The organism is Colwellia sp. Bg11-12 (assembly GCF_014076955.1).
In the GTDB taxonomy this organism is placed as follows: Bacteria; Pseudomonadota; Gammaproteobacteria; order Enterobacterales; family Alteromonadaceae; genus Colwellia_A.
The window spans coordinates 43,983-67,245 of sequence record NZ_JACGUZ010000079.1 but is presented as its reverse complement, the minus strand read 5'-3'; the positions used below and the strand labels follow the sequence as shown (position 1 = coordinate 67,245).

Genomic DNA, 23,263 nt, shown 5'->3' with positions numbered 1-23,263 from the left:
GAAAGCATTATGTATAAACATATTTTATTTGCCACAGAACTTAATGAAGAAAAAAGCCTTGTTGAAGCTAAGGTTATAGCCTTACAGAAATTAACCCAAGCTAAATTGAGTGTTATTCATGTCATTGAGCCTATACCGAGTGCTTATTATGGTGGTGTATATGGTGTTATTCCTGACATAGACCCTATTGATAGTATGAGTACAACAAACGCATTAGAAGAACGAGCTAAGCTTGCGCTGCAGCCATTAACGAAAAGGCTGAATATTCAAGAACACGACCTGCACATACCTATCGGACATACCAGCGGTGAAATATTATCTTTTGCCAAAAAAGAAAACGTTGATTTGATTATAACGGGTAGTCATGGCGTGCATGGTTTGCAATTACTGCTAGGCTCTACCGCGAACGCTGTTTTGCATGGCGCAAAATGTGATGTGCTTGCTGTGCGACATTCAGACTAAAATAGTCGGCAAAAAAAGCTTTTTAACCTTACCCGCCATAACTCGTTTATGTAGAGGTATGTTAAAGCGACGTCTAAACAGATTATACCGTTAATTCATCTGGGGTTAAAAGTTGATAGTTTGAACATTGCTGGCATCAATATCGCCCCACCCCAACCGATTTATATATGATTAAAGAGGAAAGCCAACGTTATACTTTCCTTTATTATATCGGTTATGAATAACGGTTAAATATGACGTTAACTGGACTTTTTCTTGGATAAAGTGAAGTTTGCATAAAAAGTTGTTACTACGCCCACAATAAGCGAAAGCATAGCTAAACCGAACAGTGCATTATCTTGGGATTCAAAAGCTAATAAATATAAACTTAACGTGACCAGAAGCAAACCGACAAAAATAAAAATTTTGGGATGCGAAATTACCAGTCCCTTGGGATGAATATTTTTTCCTGTATGCGATTTTGAATGAGCTGAAGCTTTTCGTTTGTGCTTATTTGTTGGCATCACCAAGTCCTCAAGTATTATAACAATATGCTATGGTTACATCTCATTGATGCCCTTTCATAACACGTAATTAATTTATACTAATATTACAAAAAATCAAATGATTATATGTAGCTAGAGGCTGTTGAGTTACTTTATGATGATATAAAACAACAAAGGTCATTAAAAAATCAACAAATAAATGTAAATTTTCATGACTATGCGAGAAAGAATTCACTCTCTTTTGATAAGGATTGTTAGCAGAACTTAACGTTTTAACACCTTACTTTTTTATAGAAGATTGTAAGGTTGAGTAAGTAGATAACTTAACGTTATTGGTTAAGTTATCTACTCAATACCTTAAAAAAAGTTTTTCTTAAGGTATTTAAGTGAACTCAAAACTCATTAAAATACAAACTCTTCACTTGATAAAGCCATCATAGAATCTACGCCGCTTTCGATACAAGCTGCATGGCCTTGGGCACGAGGTAGAATACGTTGAAAGTAAAACGTTGCTGTTTTAATTTTAGCTTGATAAAAGGCTGCGTCTTCACCACCGTCTTTTAACTTACTTTGCGCGACAGAGGCCATTTTCGCCCAGAAAAACGCCAAAGTAACATAACCGGCAAACATCAAGTAATCAACGGAAGCACCGCCAATTTCATCAGGATTCTTCATAGCTTTTTGCCCAATATCACCCGTGATCACCTGCCACTGTTTAGCGTATTCATTTAACGTATTTACATACTCGGTCATTGCTGGATTGTCGGCATTATCTTTTGCAAACATAGCAACGTCGGTCATCAATGGTTTTAAAATTTGACCTTTACTGCCTAAAATCTTACGGGCTAATAAATCTAACGCTTGAATACCGGTTGTACCTTCATAAATACAACTAATTTTAGTGTCGCGTAGAAGTTGCTCCATGCCCCACTCTTTGATGAAACCATGTCCACCAAATATTTGTACGCCATGGCTAGTACATTCAAAACCTAACTCCGTTAAAAATGCTTTTGCGATAGGTGTTAATAAAGCTAACTTGCTCTCTGCATCTGCTTTAGCATCATCGTCTTCTGATGCGTGTGTTATATCAACTAATTGCGACAAATAGCCAATAAGTGCTCTACCGCCCTCAGAAATAGACTTTTGGGTAAGTAGCATACGACGAACATCAGGATGAACAATGATAGGGTCTGCCGGTCCATCAGGGTTTTTCACGCCACTAATAGAACGCATTTGTAAACGGTCTTTCGCATAAGCTAATGAACCCTGGAATGACGCTTCAGCTGCTGCTGAGCCTTCCATTGCCACACCTAAGCGAGCAGCGTTCATGAAGGTAAACATGCAATGTAAACCGCGGTTCTCTTGACCAATTAAAAAGCCCTTTGCGCTATCAAAATTAATAACACAAGTCGCATTAGCATTGATACCCATTTTATGTTCAATAGAACCACAACTCACCGCATTTCTGTCTGCTATCGAGCCATCATCATTGACATTAAATTTTGGCACGATGAAAAGAGAAATACCTTTACTACCTTCAGGTGCGCCTGGAAGTCTTGCGATAACAATATGAACAATATTATCTGACAAGTCATGTTCACCGGCTGAGATGAATATTTTCGTACCTGTTATAGCGTAGCTACCATCATCATTGAGTTCAGCCTTAGTGCGCAACATGCCTAAATCAGTACCACAATGTGATTCAGTTAAACACATGGTACCTGTCCAGCTACCCTCAACTAACTTAGGCATAAACTGCTGTTTTTGTTCACTGGTGCCATGAGCTTCAATAGTTGCTTGTGCTCCATGACTTAAACCTGGGTACATAGCGAAACTATGATTTGCAGACGACATCATTTCGCTAATAGAAGCGTTAAGAGAATAAGGTAAACCCTGGCCACCAAACTCTTCACTTTGCGATAATGTTGGCCAACCGCCCTCAACATACTGTTGGTAAGCTTCTTTAAAACCATCTGGTGTCGTTACTACGCCATCAGTCCATGTACAACCTTGTTGGTCGCCAATCTGGTTTAAAGGAGCAATAACTTGTTCTGTAAATTTGGCAGCTTCTGTGATGATAGCATCGACCATATCTTCGCTGGCATCGTTGTAGCCTAATTGTTTATAGTGTGTGTCGCAGTCTAATAATTCTTGCATTACAAACTTAATATCACGAACTGGGGCTTTATATTCAGGCATTCTATTGACTCCAAAAAATTCATTATTAAACGTTGATATGACTATTCAACATTATTTTTTTAACCAAGTGGTCATACCACTGATATTATCGACATGAAATAAATTAGTCAAATGAATTTAATTTATCTCTGACTATTCGATATCCGTATAGTAAAAGTTAATGCTTCTCTAAAACAATAGCTGAAAAATATCCGCTAACTATACGCATTTTGAATAGGGCGTGATAATAATTATTCATTGGCGTTATAGACATAACAGCCTTAGCATCGTTACGCACTTAAATTTATTTTTACTCTATAACAGATATTACTTATACCTTTTTCCATAAGGAATAGATCACTTCCTTAAACGATTTCTATAAGTACAACGTCTACTAACGTTATAGCTAATAACAGATCTACAGAGATTTAGTCAGCCTCATATATTACTTCACTTAATATGAGGAAATTTTCAAAATATTAAGGAACCTCCATGTCTTTGACTACCATATTAGAAAAGCGCCATTCAGTGCGTGCTTTTTTGGATACACCTGTAAAGCAAGAACATTTAAATGCTATTTTTGCCCAAGCACAAAGCGCGCCTTCAAATTGCAATGTACAACCTTGGCAAACTTGTGTGGTGTCAGGAGCGAAAAAAGAGTCACTTAAAGATGAGTTGACCGCGGCAGTGATGAGTGGGATGCCACCAAACCCTGACTTCAATTGGTTACCTAAATATGAAGGCATTCATAGAGACCGACAGTTTGGTTCTGCAAATGCACTTTATAGCGCAATTGGTGTTACCCGCGAAGACAAAAAAGGCCGCCAGATAGCCATGTTACGTAACTGGAGTTTTTTTGATGCTCCGCACGTTGCCTTTTTTACCATGGACAAGTATCTCGATATTATGGGCGCTGTCGACTTAGGTATCTATGCACAAACCCTGTCGTTAATTATGGCTGAACACGGTCTGTCCAATTGCATGCAAGGCGCACTAGGACAGTTTCCGGATCCCATCAAAAAAGCCTTAAATTTACCAGAAAAAAGTGGCATTTTGTTTGGTATGTCGTTTGGTTATGCAGATAAAAATGCGCCTGTAAATAAAACCCGTACTGACCGCGAAGATATTGCTAATGCCGTTAGCTTCTTTAAATAATCAGATAAAGATAAACAACAGTAAATCGTTATCCGCAATAAGTGGATGAGTGGATGAGTTATATCCAACGGCTTTATCCGTAGTTAACTATGTAAGAAAATAGTTTCATTTAGCCTTTACCCATCAAATAACAACGTATACTGAGAGTAAATATGGAAGGTACTGAATTAGTTACATTTGTGAACACACAAGTTGTGCCTATTTGCATATTTTTAATTATGATGGGTATGGGGCTATCGCTTGTCCCCAATGACTTTAAACGTGTAGTTAATTACCCTAAAGCTGTTTCTATTGGCTTAATTAATCAGCTGATTTTATTACCGATTATTGGCTTTAGTTTGGCGCATTTTATGTCATTAGAGCCCGAGTATGCGGTCGGCATTATGTTGTTAGTATTATGTCCTGGTGGCACAACATCTAATATGTTTTCTCACTTGGCAAAAGGTGATGTCGCTCTTTCTGTCACCCTGACAGCCGTTGCCAGTGTTGTTACCGTTTTTAGCATACCTATTGTGTTAAATTTATCGTTAAAACATTTTATGGGAGCAGGCAGTGAGTTTGAGTTACCCATCATTAAAACCATGTTAAGTTTAATCGTTTTAACTATTTTTCCGGTTGCCATTGGTATGCTAATAAAAGCCATTGCCCCAAAATTTGCTGACAGTACACAGGTTTATGTATCAAGATTTGGTATATTGTTTTTAACATTACTGCTGATTTTCTTAACCTATATTCAACAAGAAATTGTTGTTGAGGCATTTATTGCCGCAGGTCCCGTTTCGCTGATCCTCAATCTATTAACGATGGCACTAGGATATTACTCCAGTAAGTTTTTTAAATTAAGCCCCGCACAAACATCATCAATCACCCTTGAAGTAGGTTTGCAAAATAGCACTTTATCGATGTTTATGGCCTTAACGCTGTTAGCAAATTATAAAATGTCATTCGCTCCTGCGATTTATACGCTGGTTATGCTATTTACTGCCGGTATTCTTGTTAGGTTTTTACGTTCGAAATATCATCTGAGAGAGCAAAGCCTTAACTGAAAGTATGATAAAGTAGCATAATATCTCTTAAGGTAGAAAGTTAACCTTATGATCAAAAAACACTTATTCATTAACTTTATGCAAATGAAATGAAAAGGAAAAATGTAAACATGATTACTATTCATCATCTAAATAAATCACGTTCTAAACGTGTTATCTGGTTGTTAGAAGAGCTTCAAATGCCTTATAACATTGTTGAGCATCAACGCGATCCAATCACAAACTTAGCGCCAGAAAGTTTGAAATTAATTCATCCACTCGCAAAAGCGCCTATTATCGTTGATGGTGAGGTTACTTTGTGTGAGTCGGGTGCAGTAATGGAATATATTCTCAACCATGCAACATCAACTAACTTAAGGCCCGCCATAGACAGCAGTGAATATTATCATTATTTAGAATGGTTGCATTTCGCCGAAGGATCGTTAAGTTTACCGGTAATAACAACATTGTTGATGTCAATGGAAACGCGCGATGCCGCCAAGCCCCTCGACGGTTATATTGCTAAAGAAAACCATCTTGATTTTTCATATATCGAAAATACTTTACGCTCAAGACGTTATTTTGCTGGTGATTCTTTTAGTGCTGCTGATATTATGATGGCTGTGATACTCGAGATTGCAGAAAGTCTTGGTTTATTAGAAAATAAAAACAAAACTAAAGACTATCTCGTAAATATGAGACAAAGACCTGCTTATCAAAAAGCGGCACAATTTGGCTAAAAGCTAGTTTTATCAATGTAGACAACTATAGGAAAGAACATGGAATTAATCGATTTTGAACTCAATGAAAACATTGCAACGATCACCTTAAAAAATGGCAAGGTTAACGCGATTTCTCATCAAGTAATAACCGAAATAAATAGCGCACTAGATCAAGCTGAAGCAGCAAGTGCAGCGGTTATATTAACGAGTCAACCGGGGATATTCTCAGGTGGTTATGACTTAAAAACGATGAAAGAAAGTTCTGACTCAGCTGTATCTTTGGTTACTGCTGGCTCAACACTTACTCGACGTATGTTGTCCTTTCCTTTTCCTATTGTTGGTGCTTGTACTGGCCATGCTATCGCTAAAGGTGCCTTTTTATTACTCAGCTGTGATTATCGCATCGGCAGCATAGGTTCATTTAAAATTGGACTTAACGAAGTGGCTATTGGTATGACGATGCACCAAGCCGGACTTGAGTTAGCACGAAATCGTGTGCCTATTAACTACTTAACTCGCTCGGTGATCAATGCTGAGTTATTTGATCCCCAAACAGCTGTCTTAGCGGGTTTTCTTGACACGCTAGTTGAACCTGAAGCATTAATGGCGACAGCAAAAGCCGCAGCGACTCAATTATTAACCCTTAACATGACAGCACACCATGGCACCAAGTTAAGAGAAAGAAAGCAAATACTAACCGCATTAGATGCTGCAATAGCGATAGATTCGACCATGACCCTCGATCTATAGTTAACATGGCACTCCAAAGCATAAATATAGCCATTAACAATAAGATTGTTCATTATTTTTTAGGTAGTTAACTGATGATAAAAAAAATAGCACTGTTCTTTGTCTTATTATTTTCCTGTGTTTACTTTGGCAGTGCCTGGTATTTTTCTTCGAAAATATTAATGCTACCGATCACCGAATGTACGCTCGAGCGTTTCTTCTATTGTGGCGAGCCAAGCGAGCAAGGTATTACCTTTGAAAATATTGTTTTCAAAACAAGTGACGGTTTAACTTTACCTGCTTGGTATATGCCTTCTAGAAATAAAAACGCCAAAAAAGCCATTTTATTAGTTCATGGCCGCACAGCAAATCGGACCGAAGGTATGCGATACGCTAAAGCTATTATCGCAGCCGGCTATAATGTCTTAGCCATTGACCTGCGTCATCCTCGCCAAGACCCTACAATTATTTCTACAATGGGTTATCACGAGAAAAAAGACGTGATTGCCGCTTTAGATTATTTAACGGTTGAGAGAAATATCGACTCAATTGGGGTTATGGGTTTTTCAATGGGCGCAGCAACTAGCATGATTGTGATGGCTAAAGATCCACGAATTAAAGCCGGAGTCTTTAGTGGTGGCTATGCTAATTCGATGGACGTTCTCGCTGAACAGGCAAAAGTACTATACGGTTTACCTCGTTATCCGTTGATGCCGATGGTGGCGAAATTTTTTGCTTGGCGTGGCGATTTAGATATTGATGAGATTAACCCTGAAAAATACATTGCGAAAATATCTCCCCGACCTATCTATATCATGCACGGCACAGCTGATAAAACAGTAGGATTTGAACATGGACAACGTTTATTTGCCGCGGCTAAAGCACCTAAACAGTTTTGGCAAGCTGAAAATGGTGAGCATACTAAGCTATGGCAACTCGACAATGAAAAAGCTGAAACGAGTGTGGTGAACTTTTTTGATCGCTACCTCTAACCGCGTGACGGTGAAACACGTTTAGTTGACTTCTACTTGACCCTCTCAAGCTAAACGCAACGGTCACTGTCTTTAAAGTAATTATTTTATTAGGTGTTTATAAACTTATATGTCAAAACCTGTTATTAATTTTGTCCATGCAAATGGCTTCCCTGCCGGAAGTTATCGCACTTTCCTATCACTATTTGCAACCGATTATTCAACCATTGCCTTAGAGCAATATGGGCATGACGATAATTACCCTATCCATAACAACTGGCAATTTCTAGTGAATGAACTGGTCGACTTTGTTAAAAAACAAGAGCAAAAAGTTATCTGTATTGGCCACTCTTTTGGTGGTGTCATATCTTTTATGGCGGCGTGTCAGCATCCTGAGCTCTTTCGTGGGGTGGTAATGTTAGACCCTCCAGTATTTTCTGGCCCCTTATCTTGGTTTTTAAAATTCGCTAAAAAAACGCCTTTCATTGATAAAATATCACCCGCGGGGCGTGCTAAAAACAGACAAAAACATTGGCCTTCAGAAACAAAGTTAGTTAATAATTTTGCCAATAAAAAGCTCTTTCAACATTTCGATCCACGGTGCTTACAAGATTATGTAGACAGCGCAGTCACGCTAAAAAATAAAAGATGGGAGTTAATGTTTTCTCCCGACGTTGAAGCGGACATATTTAGACATTTACCTTGTAATTTAACAACGTTTAAAAATAAACTTACTGTGCCGTCTGCTTTGATATATGGCGAGAAAACAGATGTTTTACCGGTTAGTTATTTTAATCGCTTTGCTAAGATGAATGATATACCACTGACTCAAATAGCCAATGGCGGCCATATGTTTCCGCTTGAGCAACCAGAAAAAACAGCGGCAATCATAAATAACATCATAAAAGACTGGTAACCGGCCGACTAAGCTAAGGTTATATCGGCAAAAGTCTTAGCTTAGCTCTTTAATCGCTCGTCCTATACCGTCCACGGTTAAAGGAAACATTTTCTCGTTGATTAAACGCCTGATCACTGAGATAGAATGGTGATAATCCCAGTGGCTTTCTGGTTGTGGATTTAACCAAGCCACCTTATTAAAGTGCCCAACAATTCTTTGCATATAATCAATACCCGGTTTTTCATTCCAGTGTTCTACACTGCCACCAGGCGCAGTAATTTCATAAGGCCCCATTGTCGCATCGCCAACAAAAATAACTTTATAGTCAGAACCAAACGTTCTAATAATTTCTTCTAAATCGACCGTATGGCTTCGTCTTCGACTATTATCTTTCCATAGTCTTTCGTACACACAGTTATGAAAATAAAAAAACTCAAGGTGTTTGAACTCAGTATGCGCGGCCGAAAACAACTCCTCACACGTATGAATGTATTCATCCATAGAACCGCCGATATCAAAAAACATCAATACTTTGACAGCATTATGACGTTCTGCTTCCATATGCACATCAAGTAAACCGCCATTTTTTGCCGTAGCACTAATGGTGGTATTAATATCAAGCTTTTCACTCGCACCAGTTTTAGCAAATTTCCTGAGCTTTTTAAGCGCTAATTTTATATTTCGAGTACCGAGTTCTCGGTCTTGATCAAAATTTCTAAATTCTCGCTTATCCCAGACTTTAACCGCACTGTTATTTCGATTTTTATCTTGCCCAACTCTTATTCCTTCTGGGTTATAACCATAGGCGCCAAAAGGCGATGTTCCACCCGTACCCACCCATTTTTTTCCCCCTGCATGACGTTTTTTTTGCTCTTCAAGACGTTCTTTTAGCGTTTTCATTAGTTCGTCTAAACCGCCTAATGCTTTTAACTTGTCTTTTTCTTCTTGGCTTAAGTTTTTTTCAAACTCTTTTCTTAGCCAGTCGTCAGGCAAGCTTTTATCGAAAATATCAATCGCTTGAATACCTTCAAAATATTCTGCAAAGGCACTATCAAATTTATCATAATGAATTTCATCTTTAACCATTACAATTTTCGCTAAGTGATAGAACTCTTCAGTATTCGCAAAAACCACACCTTTTTTTAATAGCGCAATAAGGTCTAATAACTCGCGTAAGCTACAAGGAACTTTGTGTTTTCTTAGGGTTAAAAATAAATCTATAAACACGCTCTTTACCTGTTTCTACGACTGATAAAAGCAAGCTTTTCAAGCAAAGATACATCTTGTTCATTTTTTAACAGCGCGCCAAATAAAGGAATGATATCGGTCTTTTTATTGATCAATATATCTTGAGATACATCGTCGGCTACCAGTAATTTCAACCAGTCAATCAATTCTGAGGTCGATGGCTTTTTCTTAATACCCTGTATATCTCTAAGATTAAAAAACACTTCTAAGGTATGTGCAAGTAGTTCTTTTTTTACATCAGGGTGATGAACAGCAATAATTTTCTCCATCTCTACCTTGGTCGGAAATTTAATATAATGAAAAAAACAACGCCTTAAAAATGCGTCTGGCAGCTCTTTTTCATTATTTGAGGTAATAATGATGATCGGACGTTGTTTCGCTTTAATGATTTGCTGAGTTTCATAAACATAAAACTCCATTTTATCTAATTCTTGCAGGAGATCATTAGGAAACTCTATATCCGCTTTGTCTATTTCATCAATCAATAAAATGGGACGTTGTTCTTCTTCAAACGCCTGCCAGAGTTTACCTTTTACAATATAATTTCCGATATCGTGCACACGTTTATCACCTAACTGGCTGTCTCGTAATCGTGATACTGCATCATATTCGTATAAGCCCTGCTGTGCTTTAGTCGTCGATTTAATATGCCATTGATATAATTTACAATGGAGAGATTTTGCTAATTCTTCGGCTAACTGAGTTTTACCTGTGCCAGGCTCTCCTTTAATCAACAGTGGTTTTTCTAGGGTAATTGCCGCGTTAACTGCTAAGCGAAGTTCGTCTGATGCAATATAATTTTCTGTACTGTTAAACATTTCATTACTCTCTTGGGCTTAAATATTTACTAATAAGTTATCGTCGCATAAATTATCATCTATGCGACTTTAATGGCAACGGGTATCCCGTTAAGTGCGGCGTGCCCGTTAGCTATCTAGGCAATTCGCGTCGGTTATCACCACTACAATTTCTACTTCGTCAACAATTGAGCTAACGATCACATACTGACCTTTAGTCATACCATGACTAAATGAAAGCCATGCGGTTACGTTAAAATGTATCTTCAAACCATTTTTTAGTTAAACCAATACTGACCATGCTCTTAAGTTTGAAAAGTGCCATCCAGTCGCCATCTTCAGGAACTGCATCTTCGCAGCGTGGGTCTGAACGCTGAAGTGCCCCCGTCATTTTATGATCAATAGGAATGGTTTCACAGCCATGGCCTGATTCACAAATGAAATCCCAAGGTTCACGAGCGGGTGCATGACATGAAAAACAATTACCACCAAAACGATTCACGACATCAACAAAACCACGTTTTCCTATGGTTGAACCCTCTTCATTTACTTCAAGTTCAAAGAACTCCCAATCTCCGGTTGCAGGAAAGGTGCCTTTTTCTCGCTTAACCATGGCTTCTGTGGGAACAAGTTGTACAACAGAGCCAACAGGATACTTAGCGCCTTCTGGTGCATTAGCGGCAGCCATAGTGCTTTGTATATCACCCAAAAGATTATCAACATAAAAATGCCTTACCGGCGACATTTTCCTTATACATTGAAAGCTATTTTCATCAACATTCACTTTCATAGATTCTGCAGCCTTATTGGCCACTTTACTGTCATGAGCACCGACGGCTTCATTGACTTGAGGGGTATCTTCTGTTTCGGCATGAACAGATAACGAGACTAAAAAAATCAGCATTACACTGCGCATCAAAGTATGTAAAATTTTTGGGGACATATTTATTTCCATGTTAATTAAGTGCTCGTTTAGGGGGTAACTTTATTATTATTTAGGTGTTTTTTTAGTGCCTATTTAGCGGTTAATTTAATTACTCATTTAAAAACTAAGCCAACAACTGCTTGATGTTTTTTATCTGGCTTATATCTTGATTTTGGTAAAACTGGTCGAACGATTCAGCGAGTTTTTCGCTGTCAGTCATCACTTGTTGCCAATATAACATCCGCTGCTCTCGCGTCATCACAACAAAGTCTTTTCTGTCAGGTATTTTATGATGAGGTAAGGCATCAATAAATTTTGCTGAAGGACAGATCAGCACCGTATTGTCATAATGCTTCAGCCTGACTTTTCTTGATAAATTTTTATCAAACCAACCCGCTTTAAGCGTTGAGCTAAAATGAGGATAAAGCGTTAACCCTGGATTCTTAATGGCAAAATCAAAGTGATAATCAACAATACCACCATCTCGATACATACCTTTAGGTGTGTTCTCAATATGGTTAATACCTTCCATTACCATTGGGATCGAACCTGAAGCTAGTAACGCGTTACGAATGTTTGCTATTGAAAATGAAACACGTGTGGTGGAAATTTTATCGGGATCCTCGAGCTGTAGGTCGCTGTGGCTCGACTGAAAAATAAAACGCTCGTACTGGCTGTTTAATCGCGGGCGACTAATACGGTTATTCACATAACTTTTGGCTAGACCGATCCCTTGTAAAAGTTTATTTTTAGAACCAACAAAACCATTACATTTAGCGACGATAAAATGCGCTTTAAAATGAAGATTATCAACTATTTCTTGTTCGCCCGTTTCACCAAAAACAGCGTCCATCATTGCTACGGCTTTTTGACTAACCTCTTCAGATTTAGCTTTATCCGTATAGGTGGTTTCATAATAATTTTTGGCTAAACGTTCTATCGCAGCAAGTGGATCTTTTTGCGCAAAACAGGCATTTCTAAATGCACCTACACTTGAACCAATAAGATTTAAGTCTTGTTCTTTATTGTTAAAAAACTCACTAAAGAGGTACTTATCTAAACCATATAAAGTAAACCATTTAGGGCCGCCACTTGCCCCTAAAAAAGAGGTAAATAACTCAGGTGAAAATCCTTTTTCTTTAATCGTCTTTAAGGCTGATTCGCCAGCATAAATTTCTAACATATTGTGTAGCATCTTATTGAGTCATTTGCTTTTAGGTAATAATCACAACCATTATTATAAGGATAATGTAGGGTAAACGTTAGAAATAAATTAAACAAATGAATAGTACTTATGGCTCATTATTCTTTTAAAGAATACAAAGTAAAGGGTCGCTGAGAAATATATAACAAGTAGATCGAGAGAAATAAGGAAACTATAACAAGATAATTATAGTTTCCTGCAACCAAGTTATAAGTTTTTATTGGGGTTAATCAAGTATTTTCCACCCGTTTTTTTCGCGTTGTATTGCAAAACAATTGCTGGGGTCATCGCTTGTTCAAAGCTTAGCTCTTCAGTAAAGGTACAGGCAAAGGTTGTGGTGATTTCATTAGCCACCTGTTGTTGTAACTTAACAATTTGCTGGGGTTGCAACTTAGCTAAAAATCTCATCAGTAACCAGCCGCCTATGCCCCACGTCATGCCATAAGCACGATTTAAAATACTTGGCGAGAAGTCTAAACCGCCATAAATATAAACTTGTTTGTTAGATTCAGAGCCATAAGTATTAAAACCTACCGCGTCTTTACTACCTGATTGTTCCATCGCGGTAAGAATATCGCTGACAATCTCGCCGCCGCCAATAGCATCAAAAGCTAGAGTTGCCCCTGTTTCGTTAATCGCTTGATAAAGATCCGCTTTGAAGGTTTTACTTGAAGAGTCGCAAATATAGGTCGCGCCAATCTCTTTAAGTATCTCGGCCTGTTGCTGATTTCTAACAATATTAACCAGTGATACGTCTTGTGCGAGACAAATTTTATTCAGCATTTGCCCTAAACTCGATGCTGCCGCTGTATGCACTAAGGCTGTATGACCTTCCATACGCATGGTTTCTACCATACCTAATGCGGTTAAAGGGTTTACAAATGAAGACGCAGCATTAATCGCAGACGTACTCTCTTTGTGCACAATACACGCTTGTACTGGTACGCAACAATATTGAGCATAGGTGCCCCCCGTCAATATGGCGACTGTTTTCCCCATTAACGATTGTGCAGCCTCACTGTCACCAGCAGCTATCACAGTACCCGCACCTTCATTACCAATAGGTAGCACTTGGTCTAAACGTGATTTAATACGTGGTAAAATACCTTTATTTACCGGCGCACTAAACGTTAATTTATCTTCGCTAAGTACTGCTTCCGCCAAATTAGCCGGACCAAACATTGGCCACATATCTGATGGATTAATAGGAGCAGCTTCAATGCGAACAATGACTTCATGTGCTTTAGGTTGAGGTACATCGACAGTCTTTAAAGATATTTCAAGTTGTCCCACATTAGAAATAAGGGTAAATAGTTGTTTTGACGTTGTCATTATCGCGTGCTCTCCATCTGTGAACGTTTTTATGATTATCGTTTATAGCGCTAATTTCATTGGCCCTACAGGGCTAAAATTAGCAATACGGACATAGGTTAATGGCTTAATACCCATCACTTTGAATAGCGTTATGTTGGTCGATACTATATTTGCCCGTACCTAACCCCGTGATCATTAATAAACCCGCCATAATGCCCATATTTTTGAATAGATTTTGCAATTCATGACTACGTGCTAAACCTTCTTCCATTACCCAAAAGTTATGCATATATAAGCTAATGACCAAGGTTAGACCTGCTAATATAAACGCCGCTACTTTTCCTTTAAAACCAACAATAATCGCAGCACCTGCAACCAATTGAATGATAATAGTCACCACTAATAATACTGAAATCATGGGAACATTATGCTGTTCCATATAGGTCATTGTGCCGTCAAATTTGTTGATTTTACTAACAGCAGGAAGAATGAAATAGCTTCCCATCAAAAAACGGCCCAGCAAAAGGCAGCTATTTTCAATAATACTCAAGAGTAAATCCTTTTTATGTATAAACCGGTGTTAACTTGCTATCAATTTTTAAGGCTATTGGCCTCAACGTTTGATTGAGGCCACACTAACATACCTTTATGACTTATTTATAGCCCGCGTAAGTGAGCAATTTACGTTACTGAGCTTTCGTTTATGTACGTAGCGCTTTGCGTAATACTTTACCGACATTGGTCTTTGGTAGCTCATCAATAAATTCCACCAACTTAGGCCGTTTATAGTTTGTTAACTGTTCATGACAATGGTCTAGAATATCTTGTTCAACTAATTCCGGGTCTTTACGTACAATGAAAACTTTGACCGCCTCACCCGTTGATTCATGAGGTACACCAATAGCAGCGGCTTCAAGTACCCCACCATGCATAACAAGCACTTCTTCAATTTCATTGGGAAAGACATTAAAACCAGAAACAATAATCATATCTTTCTTGCGATCAACAATTTTAAAAAAGCCATTCTCGTCCATCGTGGCAATATCACCCGTGGCTAACCACCCATCTTTTAAGACTTCATCCGTTGCCTCTTGACGGTTGTAATAACCGGCCATTACTTGTGGGCCTTTGACCCACATTTCACCCGGCTCACCAAGTGCAACTTCTTTGCCATCATCATCCATTAGGCGAATATCGGTAGAAGAAACAGGCACACCAATTGACCCATTAAAGCTTGCTTGGTTATAAGGGCTCATGGTTACTAAAGGAGCGCATTCTGTCAGGCCATAACCTTCTAGTAAGCGTGTTTTTGTGACCTTCTCCCAAAGCTCTGCTACCGGACGCTGTACAGACATGCCGCCACCAAACCCGAGCTTTAAAGGCGTAAAATCAAGTTGGTCAAATCCTGGGGTATGCAATAACGCATTGAATAAGGTATTTACGCCGGTGATTACCGTAAAAGGATATTTAGCCAGCTCTTTAACAAAGCCCGCCATATCTCTGGGATTGGTAATTAAAAGATTAGTGCCGCCAAAGGGCAGAAAGCATAAACAATTAGAGGTTAGCGCATAGACATGATAAAGCGGTAGCGCGGTAACCATGAATTCTTTACCAACATCATAGACATTTTTGGTTGCTGCATTAGATTGTTCAAGGTTAGCAACCATATTGCGGTGCGTTAGCATGACACCTTTTGATGGCCCCGTGGTACCACCAGTATATTGCAAAAAGGCCAGATCAGCTCCGGTAACCTCGACCGGAGTAAAACTTAACCTAGCACCTGTTTCCATCGCTTTATTAAATCTGACGGCTTGAGGAAAATTAAAACTTGGCACCTGTTTTTTTACATACCTAAGTACACTATTTACCAGTAAGCCTTTTACTTTTCCTAATCGGTCGCCCACACCAGTAATGACAATATGTTCAACATCTGTTTTATCAATAACCGCTTCAAGTACATGGGCAAAATTTTCAAGGATAAGAATACCCTTTGTACCTGAGTCTTTTAGTTGATGTTGTAATTCTCGAGGTGTATATAACGGGTTAACGTTAACGACAGTTAAACCTGCCATTAACGCACCAAATAAGGCGATAGGATATTGTAAAAGATTAGGGATCATGATGGCAAATTTATCACCTTTAACTAATCCTAAGTCTTGCTGTAAATAGGCAGCAAAGTCTTTAGCTTGCTCACCCAGTTCTTGATAAGTAATACTCGCGCCCATATTAATAAACGCGGTATTATCTTGATATAGCTTAGTATATTTAGTAAATAAGCCAGCTAAAGAACTATATTTATCTGGATTTATTTCAAAATCAACACCGCTCGGATAACTCTTTTCAAGCCAAATTTTTTCCATTATTTTCGTCTCCCCAATCACTTATTTTATGCATGACATTATTATTATAGTTATGCCACGTTAAATGTTTTATTTTAAACAGTTAAAGTACTTCAAATAAACCAGCAGCGCCCTGTCCACCACCAATACACATGCTGATCACTACATATTTTACCCCTCGACGTTTACCTTCAATAAGGGCATGCATAACCATACGTGTACCACTCATCCCATAAGGATGACCAATTGAAATCGCACCGCCGTTAACATTTAAGCGATCTTGTGGAATGCCCAATTGAGTAGCACAGTATAAAACCTGTACAGCAAACGCTTCATTAATCTCCCATAAGCCAATATCGCCAATGGTTAAGTTATTACGTGCTAATAATTTGGGTATCGCATAAATAGGGCCAATACCCATTTCATCGGGTTCACAGCCAGCAACCACCATACCGCGATAAGCACCTAAAGGTTTGAGACCGCGTTGTTCTGCTAAGCCTTTTTCCATTAGCACAACAGCCGCTGCGCCGTCAGATAACTGAGAAGCATTACCGCCTGTAATTGAACCATTATCTTTAACCGCTTTTAAACCAGAGAGCCCAGCTAAGTTAGTTAATGGCCTGTTACCTTCATCTTTGGTTAAGGTAACGGTTTCTTTACTTATCTCGCCTGTCGTTTTATCCATCACCAACTTAGTGCAGGTAACTGGCACAATTTCATCATCAAATTTACCCGCATCTTGTGCGGCAGCGGTACGCTGTTGAGAGCTAAGCGCGTAAGCATCTTGCTCTTCTCGAGAAATGTTGTACCTGTTAGCGACAACTTCAGCAGTATCGAGCATAGGCATGTAAATAGCGGGACGGTATGCTTTTACACTAGGGTCAACCGCGCGACTCATGTTCATTTTATCATTTTGCACTAAACTAATAGAGTCACAACCACCCGCTATAACCACCTGAGCACCATCACAAACAATATGGTTTGAAGCGCTAGCAATAGACATTAAACCTGATGAACATTGACGGTCAACAGTCATGCCCGCAACAGAAACCGGTAACTCGGCAGCCATAGCCACTTGTCGGCCAAAATTCATCCCTTGGTTACCTTGGGTTAACGCGACGCCAAAAATACAATCTTCAATTTCATTAAGATCAACTCGCGCCCTTTCAACCGCAGCCTTAACGGCAACTGCCGCAAGAGTGGCTGCGGATAAATCGTTAAAGGCCCCACGGTAAGCTTTACCAATTGGGGTTCGGGCGGCAGATACTATTACGGCTTCTCTCATCGATGTTCCTTATTCGTTATTATGTTAATAATCGCGCTTTAGCCATTGCTATTACTGTTGTGATTTCATATATGCCATCGCTTTGATAACAAATTTCTCGCCCTGTTTAGCACCACAGGTTAAGGAAACTTGGTCTGTTTGACTGCTAAGCTCGCTCCAACATTCACGCACTTTTTCGGGGCTTTGACTGTTTTGTGGAATAAAACAGCCATCGGTTTCAAACATACTTGCACTTGAATATCCCCCCGCTCCCGCACATAAAATAAAGCGATTAGGCGCATCATCATCACACAGTGTCAGCATGCCAGCGGTTACGGCTTCTGGGGCAAAGGCTTTGACAATATTTTCTGGCATTAAATCTTCGGTCATTCGTGTCCCTGCTGTGGGTGCAAGTGCATTAATACGAATATTATTTTTAGCGCCTTCAATGACTAACGTATTCATTAGCCCTAGAACCGCCATTTTAGCTGCACCATAATTTGACTGACCAAAGTTGCCGTACATACCACTTGATGAGGTTGTCATCACAATGCGCCCATAGTTTTGTTCACGCATGATATCCCAAACAGCTTTAGTACAATTAACGGACCCCATCACATGCACATCCATAACAACTTTAAAGTCATCTAAGGTCATTTTTGTGAATGATTTATCGCGTAGAATACCCGCGTTATTAATCAGAATATCAACGCGTCCCCATTTATCCATAGCTTGTTTAACCATGTCTTGAACTTCATCAAAGTTGGCAACATTAGCGCCATGGCTAATCGCTTCACCGCCACTGCCTTCAATTAAACGCACTACTTCTTGTGAGGCTTGTGAAGAAGCGCCGCGACCGTCCCGGGCGCCACCTAAATCATTGACGACAACTTTAGCGCCACGAGCAGCAAGTGCCAAGGCATGCGAACGACCTAATCCATTACCTGCGCCTGTAACAATAGCGACTTTACCTGCAAAACTGATTGTCATAATATTTCCTTAATCGACTTTCTAATGATTCTATTCACGTTAACCTCAAGCAATAAAGGCTTAAATCTGTAAATTGGCTTTAAAAAATATAAAGTGCATAATTTATAAAACTAGATGATCATTTTTAATTTATTAGCACGCGTAAACTCGCTAAGTTGCGCCGTTATTTAACCATTTGTACTGAAACCCACTCAGCAACCAAAGCGGGCGTATCACAACCTTCAATCTCAACCGTGACTTCTGTACATAAGCGGTATTGACCGAGCTTTTTCTCGTCAATAGCCAACGTTTTAGCATGTGCCCGAATACGGCTATTAACTTTAACAGGCTGTAAAAATCTCACTTTATCAAAACCCGCATTTAAGCCCATATAAAAGCCATCAATAATAACGCTAAAATCTTTCGCGAAATGAGACAACATCGATAAAGATAAAAACCCGTGTGCTATCGTAGCGCCAAACGGTGTTGCTTTAACCTTCTCTTCGTCAACATGGATAAACTGATGGTCAAGTGTACAATCTGCAAATAAATTAATTTGTGCTTGGTCAATGGTATGCCAAGGCGTAGGCTCTGCTTGAAAACCGATGTATTGTGCTAATTCATCTTTTTTGATTATTGTTGGCATAAGCTATCTCTTTATTATTGTTTTTATTAGGGGCTTAGTGTTGAGTATTTTCCTAACATACATATGACGCTCTTACCCAATTAAAGTGCTTTAAAACCATGCGGTTTTCATCTCATAGGTACTGTTGTCGGTGTTGAGTAAAAGCGCTGACCATAACGATATTTGTGGCAATTCAAAGCGATAAAAATACTGAAGCGTTTGCAGTTTCCCTTGATAAAAACAAGCATCATCTTGATGAGGCTTCAATTCAAGACCTTTAGTGGCAACAAGGCCTTGTTTAAGCCATAACCAGGCAATAATAACGTGACCAAATAATTCTAAATATTTAACAGAATTAGCTAATGCTAAATCTATATTTTTAGTCGTCATCGCGGCCAACACCGCTTCAGTGGTCTGCTGCAATGTAGCCACCGCTTCACTTAGTTGCTGAGTAAACTCTGATAAGCTTTCAAACTGTCTTGCTTGTTCAATGGTTTTACCCATTTCAGCTAGGGTGGCTAAGTATCCAGCCATGTTGTTCATCGGTACTTTGCGAGTTAATAAGTCTAATGACTGAATACCCGTTGTACCTTCATGAATCGTGTTTAAACGATTATCACGGTAAAACAATTCAACGGGGTGCTCGTTAATATAACCATGTCCACCTAATACTTGAATGGCTAAATCGTTGGCTTTAGTGCCATATTCTGAAGGCCAAGTTTTAATAATGGGGGTAAGAAAGTCGAGTAATAAGTGGGCGTGTTCTTTAGCGGCAACACTCGGTGCTGTTTTTTCGTCGTCACTTAATTGTGTGCCGTAAAGCACTAACGAAAACGCACCCTCTGCATATGCTTTTTGTGCTAATAACATACGGCGAACATCGGCGTGCTCTATGATGTTAACCATAGGAGAAAGCGGGTCTTTACATGAAGGCAAACGACCTTGTGGTCTGTTTTTTGCGTACGCTAATGAGTACAAATAACCCGCTATACCGATAGCGGCAGCGCTTGTACCAACCATAATGCGTGCTTCATTCATCATATGAAACATGTATTTTAGCCCTTGGTTTTCTTCACCAACCAAGTAACCAACAGCGCCATTTTTTTCACCAAAACTTAACGAAGTAGACGTTTGTGCTCGACCCCCCATTTTATGAAATAACCCTGACAAGGCAACTTCATTGTCTGCACCGATTGAGCCATCATCATTCACTAAAAATTTAGGCACAACAAAGAGTGATATGCCCTTTATACCTTTTGCCGCCCCAGCTAATCGAGCCAGCACTAAATGTACAATATTTTCGCTTAGGTTATGATCGCCACCCGAGATGTAGATTTTATTACCACTGATACGATAACTGCCGTCTGCTGCCTTGGTCGCTTTGGTAATTAAATCACCTAAGCCTGAACCACTGCCCGGCTCTGTCATGGCCATCGTACCCATAAAACGTCCAGCACGCATAGGCTTCACCCATTTTTCAATCAGTGCGTCACTGCCATGTGCTTCAAGTAAATTAGCATTAGCGGTGGTTAACATGTTGTAGCCCAAACCAACACCACCCGCGACTGTCAAATATGAACTGGCAATACTTGCGATGATTGGCGGAAGCTGCATACCATTAGTGTTGTAATTAGCGGTGGCTGAGGGTAGACCTGAAGCAATAACGGCATCAATAGCGGGTTTAAGTTCAGGGATTAAATGTACGTTTTTACCATCAAAAGTAGGCTGATGCGTATCAAGTTTTTGACGAATAGGTAAGAAGTGTTTTTCTGCTATTGTTTTAGCCGTAGCAATAACGTCATTAAATGTTTGACGATCATGGTCTTGATATCGTTCTCTTTTTAATAGTGATTCACTATCAAAAAATTCATAAAGCATGAATTCGATATCACGTGCATTCATTAATTCATTGAGCATACTGTTCTCTTCTTATTCTGGTATCAAAAACATAAAATCAAGGGCTAGATTAAACATAGTATTAAAATAAAGCTAAACAAAAGCAGTGATTTGAGCTTACCTTTAAGGGTTACTGGGCAGATACGCCGCCATCAATTGCGATGCATTGCCCGGTCATATAAGTATTAGCAGGCGACAACATCATTAACATTACCGCAACCACTTCTTTAGGTTCAGCGAGACGTTTCATCGGCGCACCTAAGCTCATTTTGCTTTGCATATTTTCATCAGCCATATCTGTTACCATTTGCGTTAAGGTAAAAAATGGGCAGATGGCATTGATGCGTATATTATGACGGCCGTATTCAACAGCACCTGTTTTGGTTAGACCGATCACAGCATGTTTCGCCATAGAATAAGCGCCTACCTTTGCCGCTCCGCCAAGCCCAGCCATTGAACTCACATTCAAAATAGCGCCGCCTTGTTGTTTTAACATTTGCTGAATTTGATGACTCATACCAAACTGAACACCTTTAACATTCACTGCAAATTGTTTATCCATGAGCGCTTCGTCGATCTCGTGTAACGCATGGAACTCATGGGCAATACCCGCGTTGTTAACACCAATATCAACACGACCAAAATGTTCAATGGCGGCATCAACCATCGCTTTACAGTCTTCATTTTTAGCAACATTGCATTTTAATGCGATAACTTGTGCCCCTGTTGCCGCAATTTCATCCGCAACGCTATGAACACCTGCTTCGTTAATATCACTGATCACTAACTTAGCGCCACGCTTAGCCAGTTCTTCAGCTAATAATTTTCCAAATCCTTGAGCAGCACCGGTAATAACCGCTACTTTTCCAGTAAAATCTAATAATGGATCCATTTTTTTTCCTCACAGTAAAATATTGCCTGACCGTTGTTTGGGTCTGTTGGTCAAGCTCACGCTAGCGTTTATGCCTATTTTTATATTCATGTTTAATTATTATTGCGCCTGAGTCTCTTGCTCAATGATCTGTAATGCCATTTGAGCTAAAGGCTCGACAAACTTACCGATTTTATTAGCATTTTCGTTCGATGCATTCCCTTGGGAAGCTCTCTTAGCAACACCTTGCACAATAGCGGCTAACCTAAAAAAGCTAAACGCGAGATAAAAGGTCCAGTTGTCTATTTTTTCAATGCCCATGCGCTGACAATAAGTAGCCACATATTCGGCTTCGCTGGGTATACCTAAACGTGTTCTATCAACGCCTTTTAGTCCATCTATACTGCCCATGCCTTGTGGCATTCTTAACCCCATACATTGATAGGCTAGATCAGAATACGGATGCCCTAAGGTAGATAGCTCCCAGTCAAGAATGGCGATAATTTCAGGCTTATTTTTGGCAAACATCATGTTGTCTAATCGAAAGTCACCGTGTACCAGGCAAACTTTGCCGTCATCTTGGGGTAAGTTAACCTCAAGCCATCGACTTAAATTATCCATAGCATCTATTTTTTGTAGTTCTGAAGCGCGATACTGTGAAGACCAACGACCATATTGACGTTCAAAGTAATTACCTGCTTTTCCATATTCGCTTAGCCCTATGCTGTCAACATTCACGCGATGTAAAGCCACTAAAGCATTATTCATTGCATCATACATTTGGCTACGCTCTGTATTGGTGGGTATCTCAGCTAACGAGGCACTCCAATAAACGCTGCCATCACAAAATTCCATGATATAAAACATTGAACCAATAATGCTTGTGTCTTCACAAAGGTGATATACCTGAGCCACAGGCACATTAGAATCTTTTAGCGCTGCAAGGACCTTATATTCACGGTCAACCGCATGAGCTGATTTAAGTAATTTCCCTGGTGGTTGGCTGCGTAAAACATAAGTTCCTGACTTCGCCATTACTTTATAGGTAGGGTTAGATTGTCCACCTGAAAATTTGTCTAGTGTTATCGGCCCAACAAAACCTTCAAGATGGCATTCAAGGTACGAGGTGAGTTTTTCAATATCAAAAGGAGCTATTGCCGCCATGTATTTATTCTCTTTCATATGT

General features: G+C 39.4%; 22 protein-coding genes. 7 read left to right on the top strand and 15 right to left on the bottom strand.

Annotation, left to right across the window (positions count from 1 at the left end):
* Positions 1 to 9 precede the first annotated feature (9 nt).
* Positions 10 to 462 (top strand): universal stress protein, encoded by a 453-nt coding sequence (locus tag H4J39_RS16270; RefSeq protein ID WP_182229409.1) that lies wholly within the window; start codon positions 10 to 12, stop codon positions 460 to 462.
* A gap of 239 nt (positions 463 to 701) precedes the next feature.
* Here H4J39_RS16270 and H4J39_RS16265 read toward each other — a convergent pair whose 3' ends face one another.
* Both H4J39_RS16265 and H4J39_RS16260 read right to left on the bottom strand, forming a co-directional pair.
* Positions 702 to 965, bottom strand: a complete 264-nt coding sequence (locus tag H4J39_RS16265; RefSeq protein ID WP_182229408.1) for a hypothetical protein — start codon at positions 963 to 965, stop codon at positions 702 to 704.
* A 384-nt stretch (positions 966 to 1,349) separates the two neighbouring features.
* Positions 1,350 to 3,146 carry an acyl-CoA dehydrogenase C-terminal domain-containing protein gene (locus tag H4J39_RS16260; protein ID WP_182229407.1) on the bottom strand — a complete coding sequence of 599 codons (1,797 nt, stop codon included), beginning with the start codon at positions 3,144 to 3,146 and terminating at the stop codon, positions 1,350 to 1,352.
* 471 nt (positions 3,147 to 3,617) lie between these two features.
* Here H4J39_RS16260 and H4J39_RS16255 point away from each other — a divergent pair, with 471 nt between their 5' ends.
* From H4J39_RS16255 to H4J39_RS16230, 6 genes are all read left to right on the top strand, one after another.
* Positions 3,618 to 4,280: a nitroreductase family protein gene (locus H4J39_RS16255; protein ID WP_182229406.1), complete on the top strand. Its 663-nt coding sequence runs from the start codon at positions 3,618 to 3,620 to the stop codon at positions 4,278 to 4,280.
* A gap of 152 nt (positions 4,281 to 4,432) precedes the next feature.
* Positions 4,433 to 5,326 carry a bile acid:sodium symporter family protein gene (locus H4J39_RS16250; protein ID WP_182229405.1) on the top strand — a complete coding sequence of 298 codons (894 nt, stop codon included), beginning with the start codon at positions 4,433 to 4,435 and terminating at the stop codon, positions 5,324 to 5,326.
* Positions 5,327 to 5,436: 110 nt separating this feature from the next.
* A complete protein-coding gene (locus H4J39_RS16245; protein WP_182229404.1) occupies positions 5,437 to 6,045 on the top strand; it encodes a glutathione S-transferase family protein in 609 nt (202 codons plus the stop codon).
* A 39-nt stretch (positions 6,046 to 6,084) separates the two neighbouring features.
* Entirely contained in the window at positions 6,085 to 6,777 is a 693-nt protein-coding gene (locus H4J39_RS16240; protein ID WP_182229403.1) for a crotonase/enoyl-CoA hydratase family protein, read from the top strand.
* 74 nt (positions 6,778 to 6,851) lie between these two features.
* On the top strand, positions 6,852 to 7,748 hold the full coding sequence (locus H4J39_RS16235) for an alpha/beta hydrolase (RefSeq protein ID WP_182229402.1): 897 nt from the start codon (positions 6,852 to 6,854) through the stop codon (positions 7,746 to 7,748).
* A gap of 109 nt (positions 7,749 to 7,857) precedes the next feature.
* A complete protein-coding gene (locus H4J39_RS16230) occupies positions 7,858 to 8,643 on the top strand; it encodes an alpha/beta fold hydrolase (protein ID WP_182229401.1) in 786 nt (261 codons plus the stop codon).
* Between the two features lie 36 nt (positions 8,644 to 8,679).
* On the opposite strand, the gene H4J39_RS16225 is transcribed toward H4J39_RS16230, so the two are convergent.
* From H4J39_RS16225 to H4J39_RS16165, 13 genes are all read right to left on the bottom strand, one after another.
* Positions 8,680 to 9,852 (bottom strand): VWA domain-containing protein, encoded by a 1,173-nt coding sequence (locus H4J39_RS16225; RefSeq protein ID WP_182229400.1) that lies wholly within the window; start codon positions 9,850 to 9,852, stop codon positions 8,680 to 8,682.
* 5 nt (positions 9,853 to 9,857) lie between these two features.
* Positions 9,858 to 10,691, bottom strand: coding sequence for a MoxR family ATPase (locus H4J39_RS16220; protein WP_182229399.1), 834 nt, complete (start codon positions 10,689 to 10,691; stop codon positions 9,858 to 9,860).
* A gap of 232 nt (positions 10,692 to 10,923) precedes the next feature.
* Positions 10,924 to 11,613, bottom strand: coding sequence for a hypothetical protein (locus tag H4J39_RS16215; RefSeq protein ID WP_259368863.1), 690 nt, complete (start codon positions 11,611 to 11,613; stop codon positions 10,924 to 10,926).
* 106 nt (positions 11,614 to 11,719) lie between these two features.
* The gene (locus H4J39_RS16210) at positions 11,720 to 12,778 is read right to left on the bottom strand and encodes a patatin-like phospholipase family protein (RefSeq protein WP_182229398.1); all 1,059 of its coding nucleotides are present in this window, start codon (positions 12,776 to 12,778) and stop codon (positions 11,720 to 11,722) included.
* Between the two features lie 228 nt (positions 12,779 to 13,006).
* Entirely contained in the window at positions 13,007 to 14,131 is a 1,125-nt protein-coding gene (locus tag H4J39_RS16205) for a zinc-binding dehydrogenase (RefSeq protein ID WP_182229397.1), read from the bottom strand.
* Between the two features lie 106 nt (positions 14,132 to 14,237).
* Complete coding sequence (locus tag H4J39_RS16200; RefSeq protein ID WP_182229396.1) at positions 14,238 to 14,663, bottom strand: DoxX family protein; 426 nt, start codon at positions 14,661 to 14,663, stop codon at positions 14,238 to 14,240.
* Between the two features lie 151 nt (positions 14,664 to 14,814).
* The gene (locus H4J39_RS16195; RefSeq protein ID WP_182229395.1) at positions 14,815 to 16,473 is read right to left on the bottom strand and encodes an AMP-binding protein; all 1,659 of its coding nucleotides are present in this window, start codon (positions 16,471 to 16,473) and stop codon (positions 14,815 to 14,817) included.
* An 82-nt stretch (positions 16,474 to 16,555) separates the two neighbouring features.
* A complete protein-coding gene (locus H4J39_RS16190) occupies positions 16,556 to 17,737 on the bottom strand; it encodes an acetyl-CoA C-acyltransferase (RefSeq protein ID WP_182229394.1) in 1,182 nt (393 codons plus the stop codon).
* Positions 17,738 to 17,788: 51 nt separating this feature from the next.
* Positions 17,789 to 18,706, bottom strand: a complete 918-nt coding sequence (locus H4J39_RS16185; RefSeq protein WP_182229393.1) for an SDR family NAD(P)-dependent oxidoreductase — start codon at positions 18,704 to 18,706, stop codon at positions 17,789 to 17,791.
* Positions 18,707 to 18,869: 163 nt separating this feature from the next.
* Positions 18,870 to 19,331 (bottom strand): MaoC family dehydratase, encoded by a 462-nt coding sequence (locus H4J39_RS16180; RefSeq protein WP_182229392.1) that lies wholly within the window; start codon positions 19,329 to 19,331, stop codon positions 18,870 to 18,872.
* Positions 19,332 to 19,421: 90 nt separating this feature from the next.
* On the bottom strand, positions 19,422 to 21,227 hold the full coding sequence (locus H4J39_RS16175) for an acyl-CoA dehydrogenase (RefSeq protein WP_182229391.1): 1,806 nt from the start codon (positions 21,225 to 21,227) through the stop codon (positions 19,422 to 19,424).
* A gap of 109 nt (positions 21,228 to 21,336) precedes the next feature.
* The gene (locus H4J39_RS16170; RefSeq protein ID WP_182229390.1) at positions 21,337 to 22,098 is read right to left on the bottom strand and encodes an SDR family NAD(P)-dependent oxidoreductase; all 762 of its coding nucleotides are present in this window, start codon (positions 22,096 to 22,098) and stop codon (positions 21,337 to 21,339) included.
* A 99-nt stretch (positions 22,099 to 22,197) separates the two neighbouring features.
* Positions 22,198 to 23,259 carry a phosphotransferase family protein gene (locus tag H4J39_RS16165; RefSeq protein ID WP_259368862.1) on the bottom strand — a complete coding sequence of 354 codons (1,062 nt, stop codon included), beginning with the start codon at positions 23,257 to 23,259 and terminating at the stop codon, positions 22,198 to 22,200.
* Positions 23,260 to 23,263 lie beyond the last annotated feature (4 nt).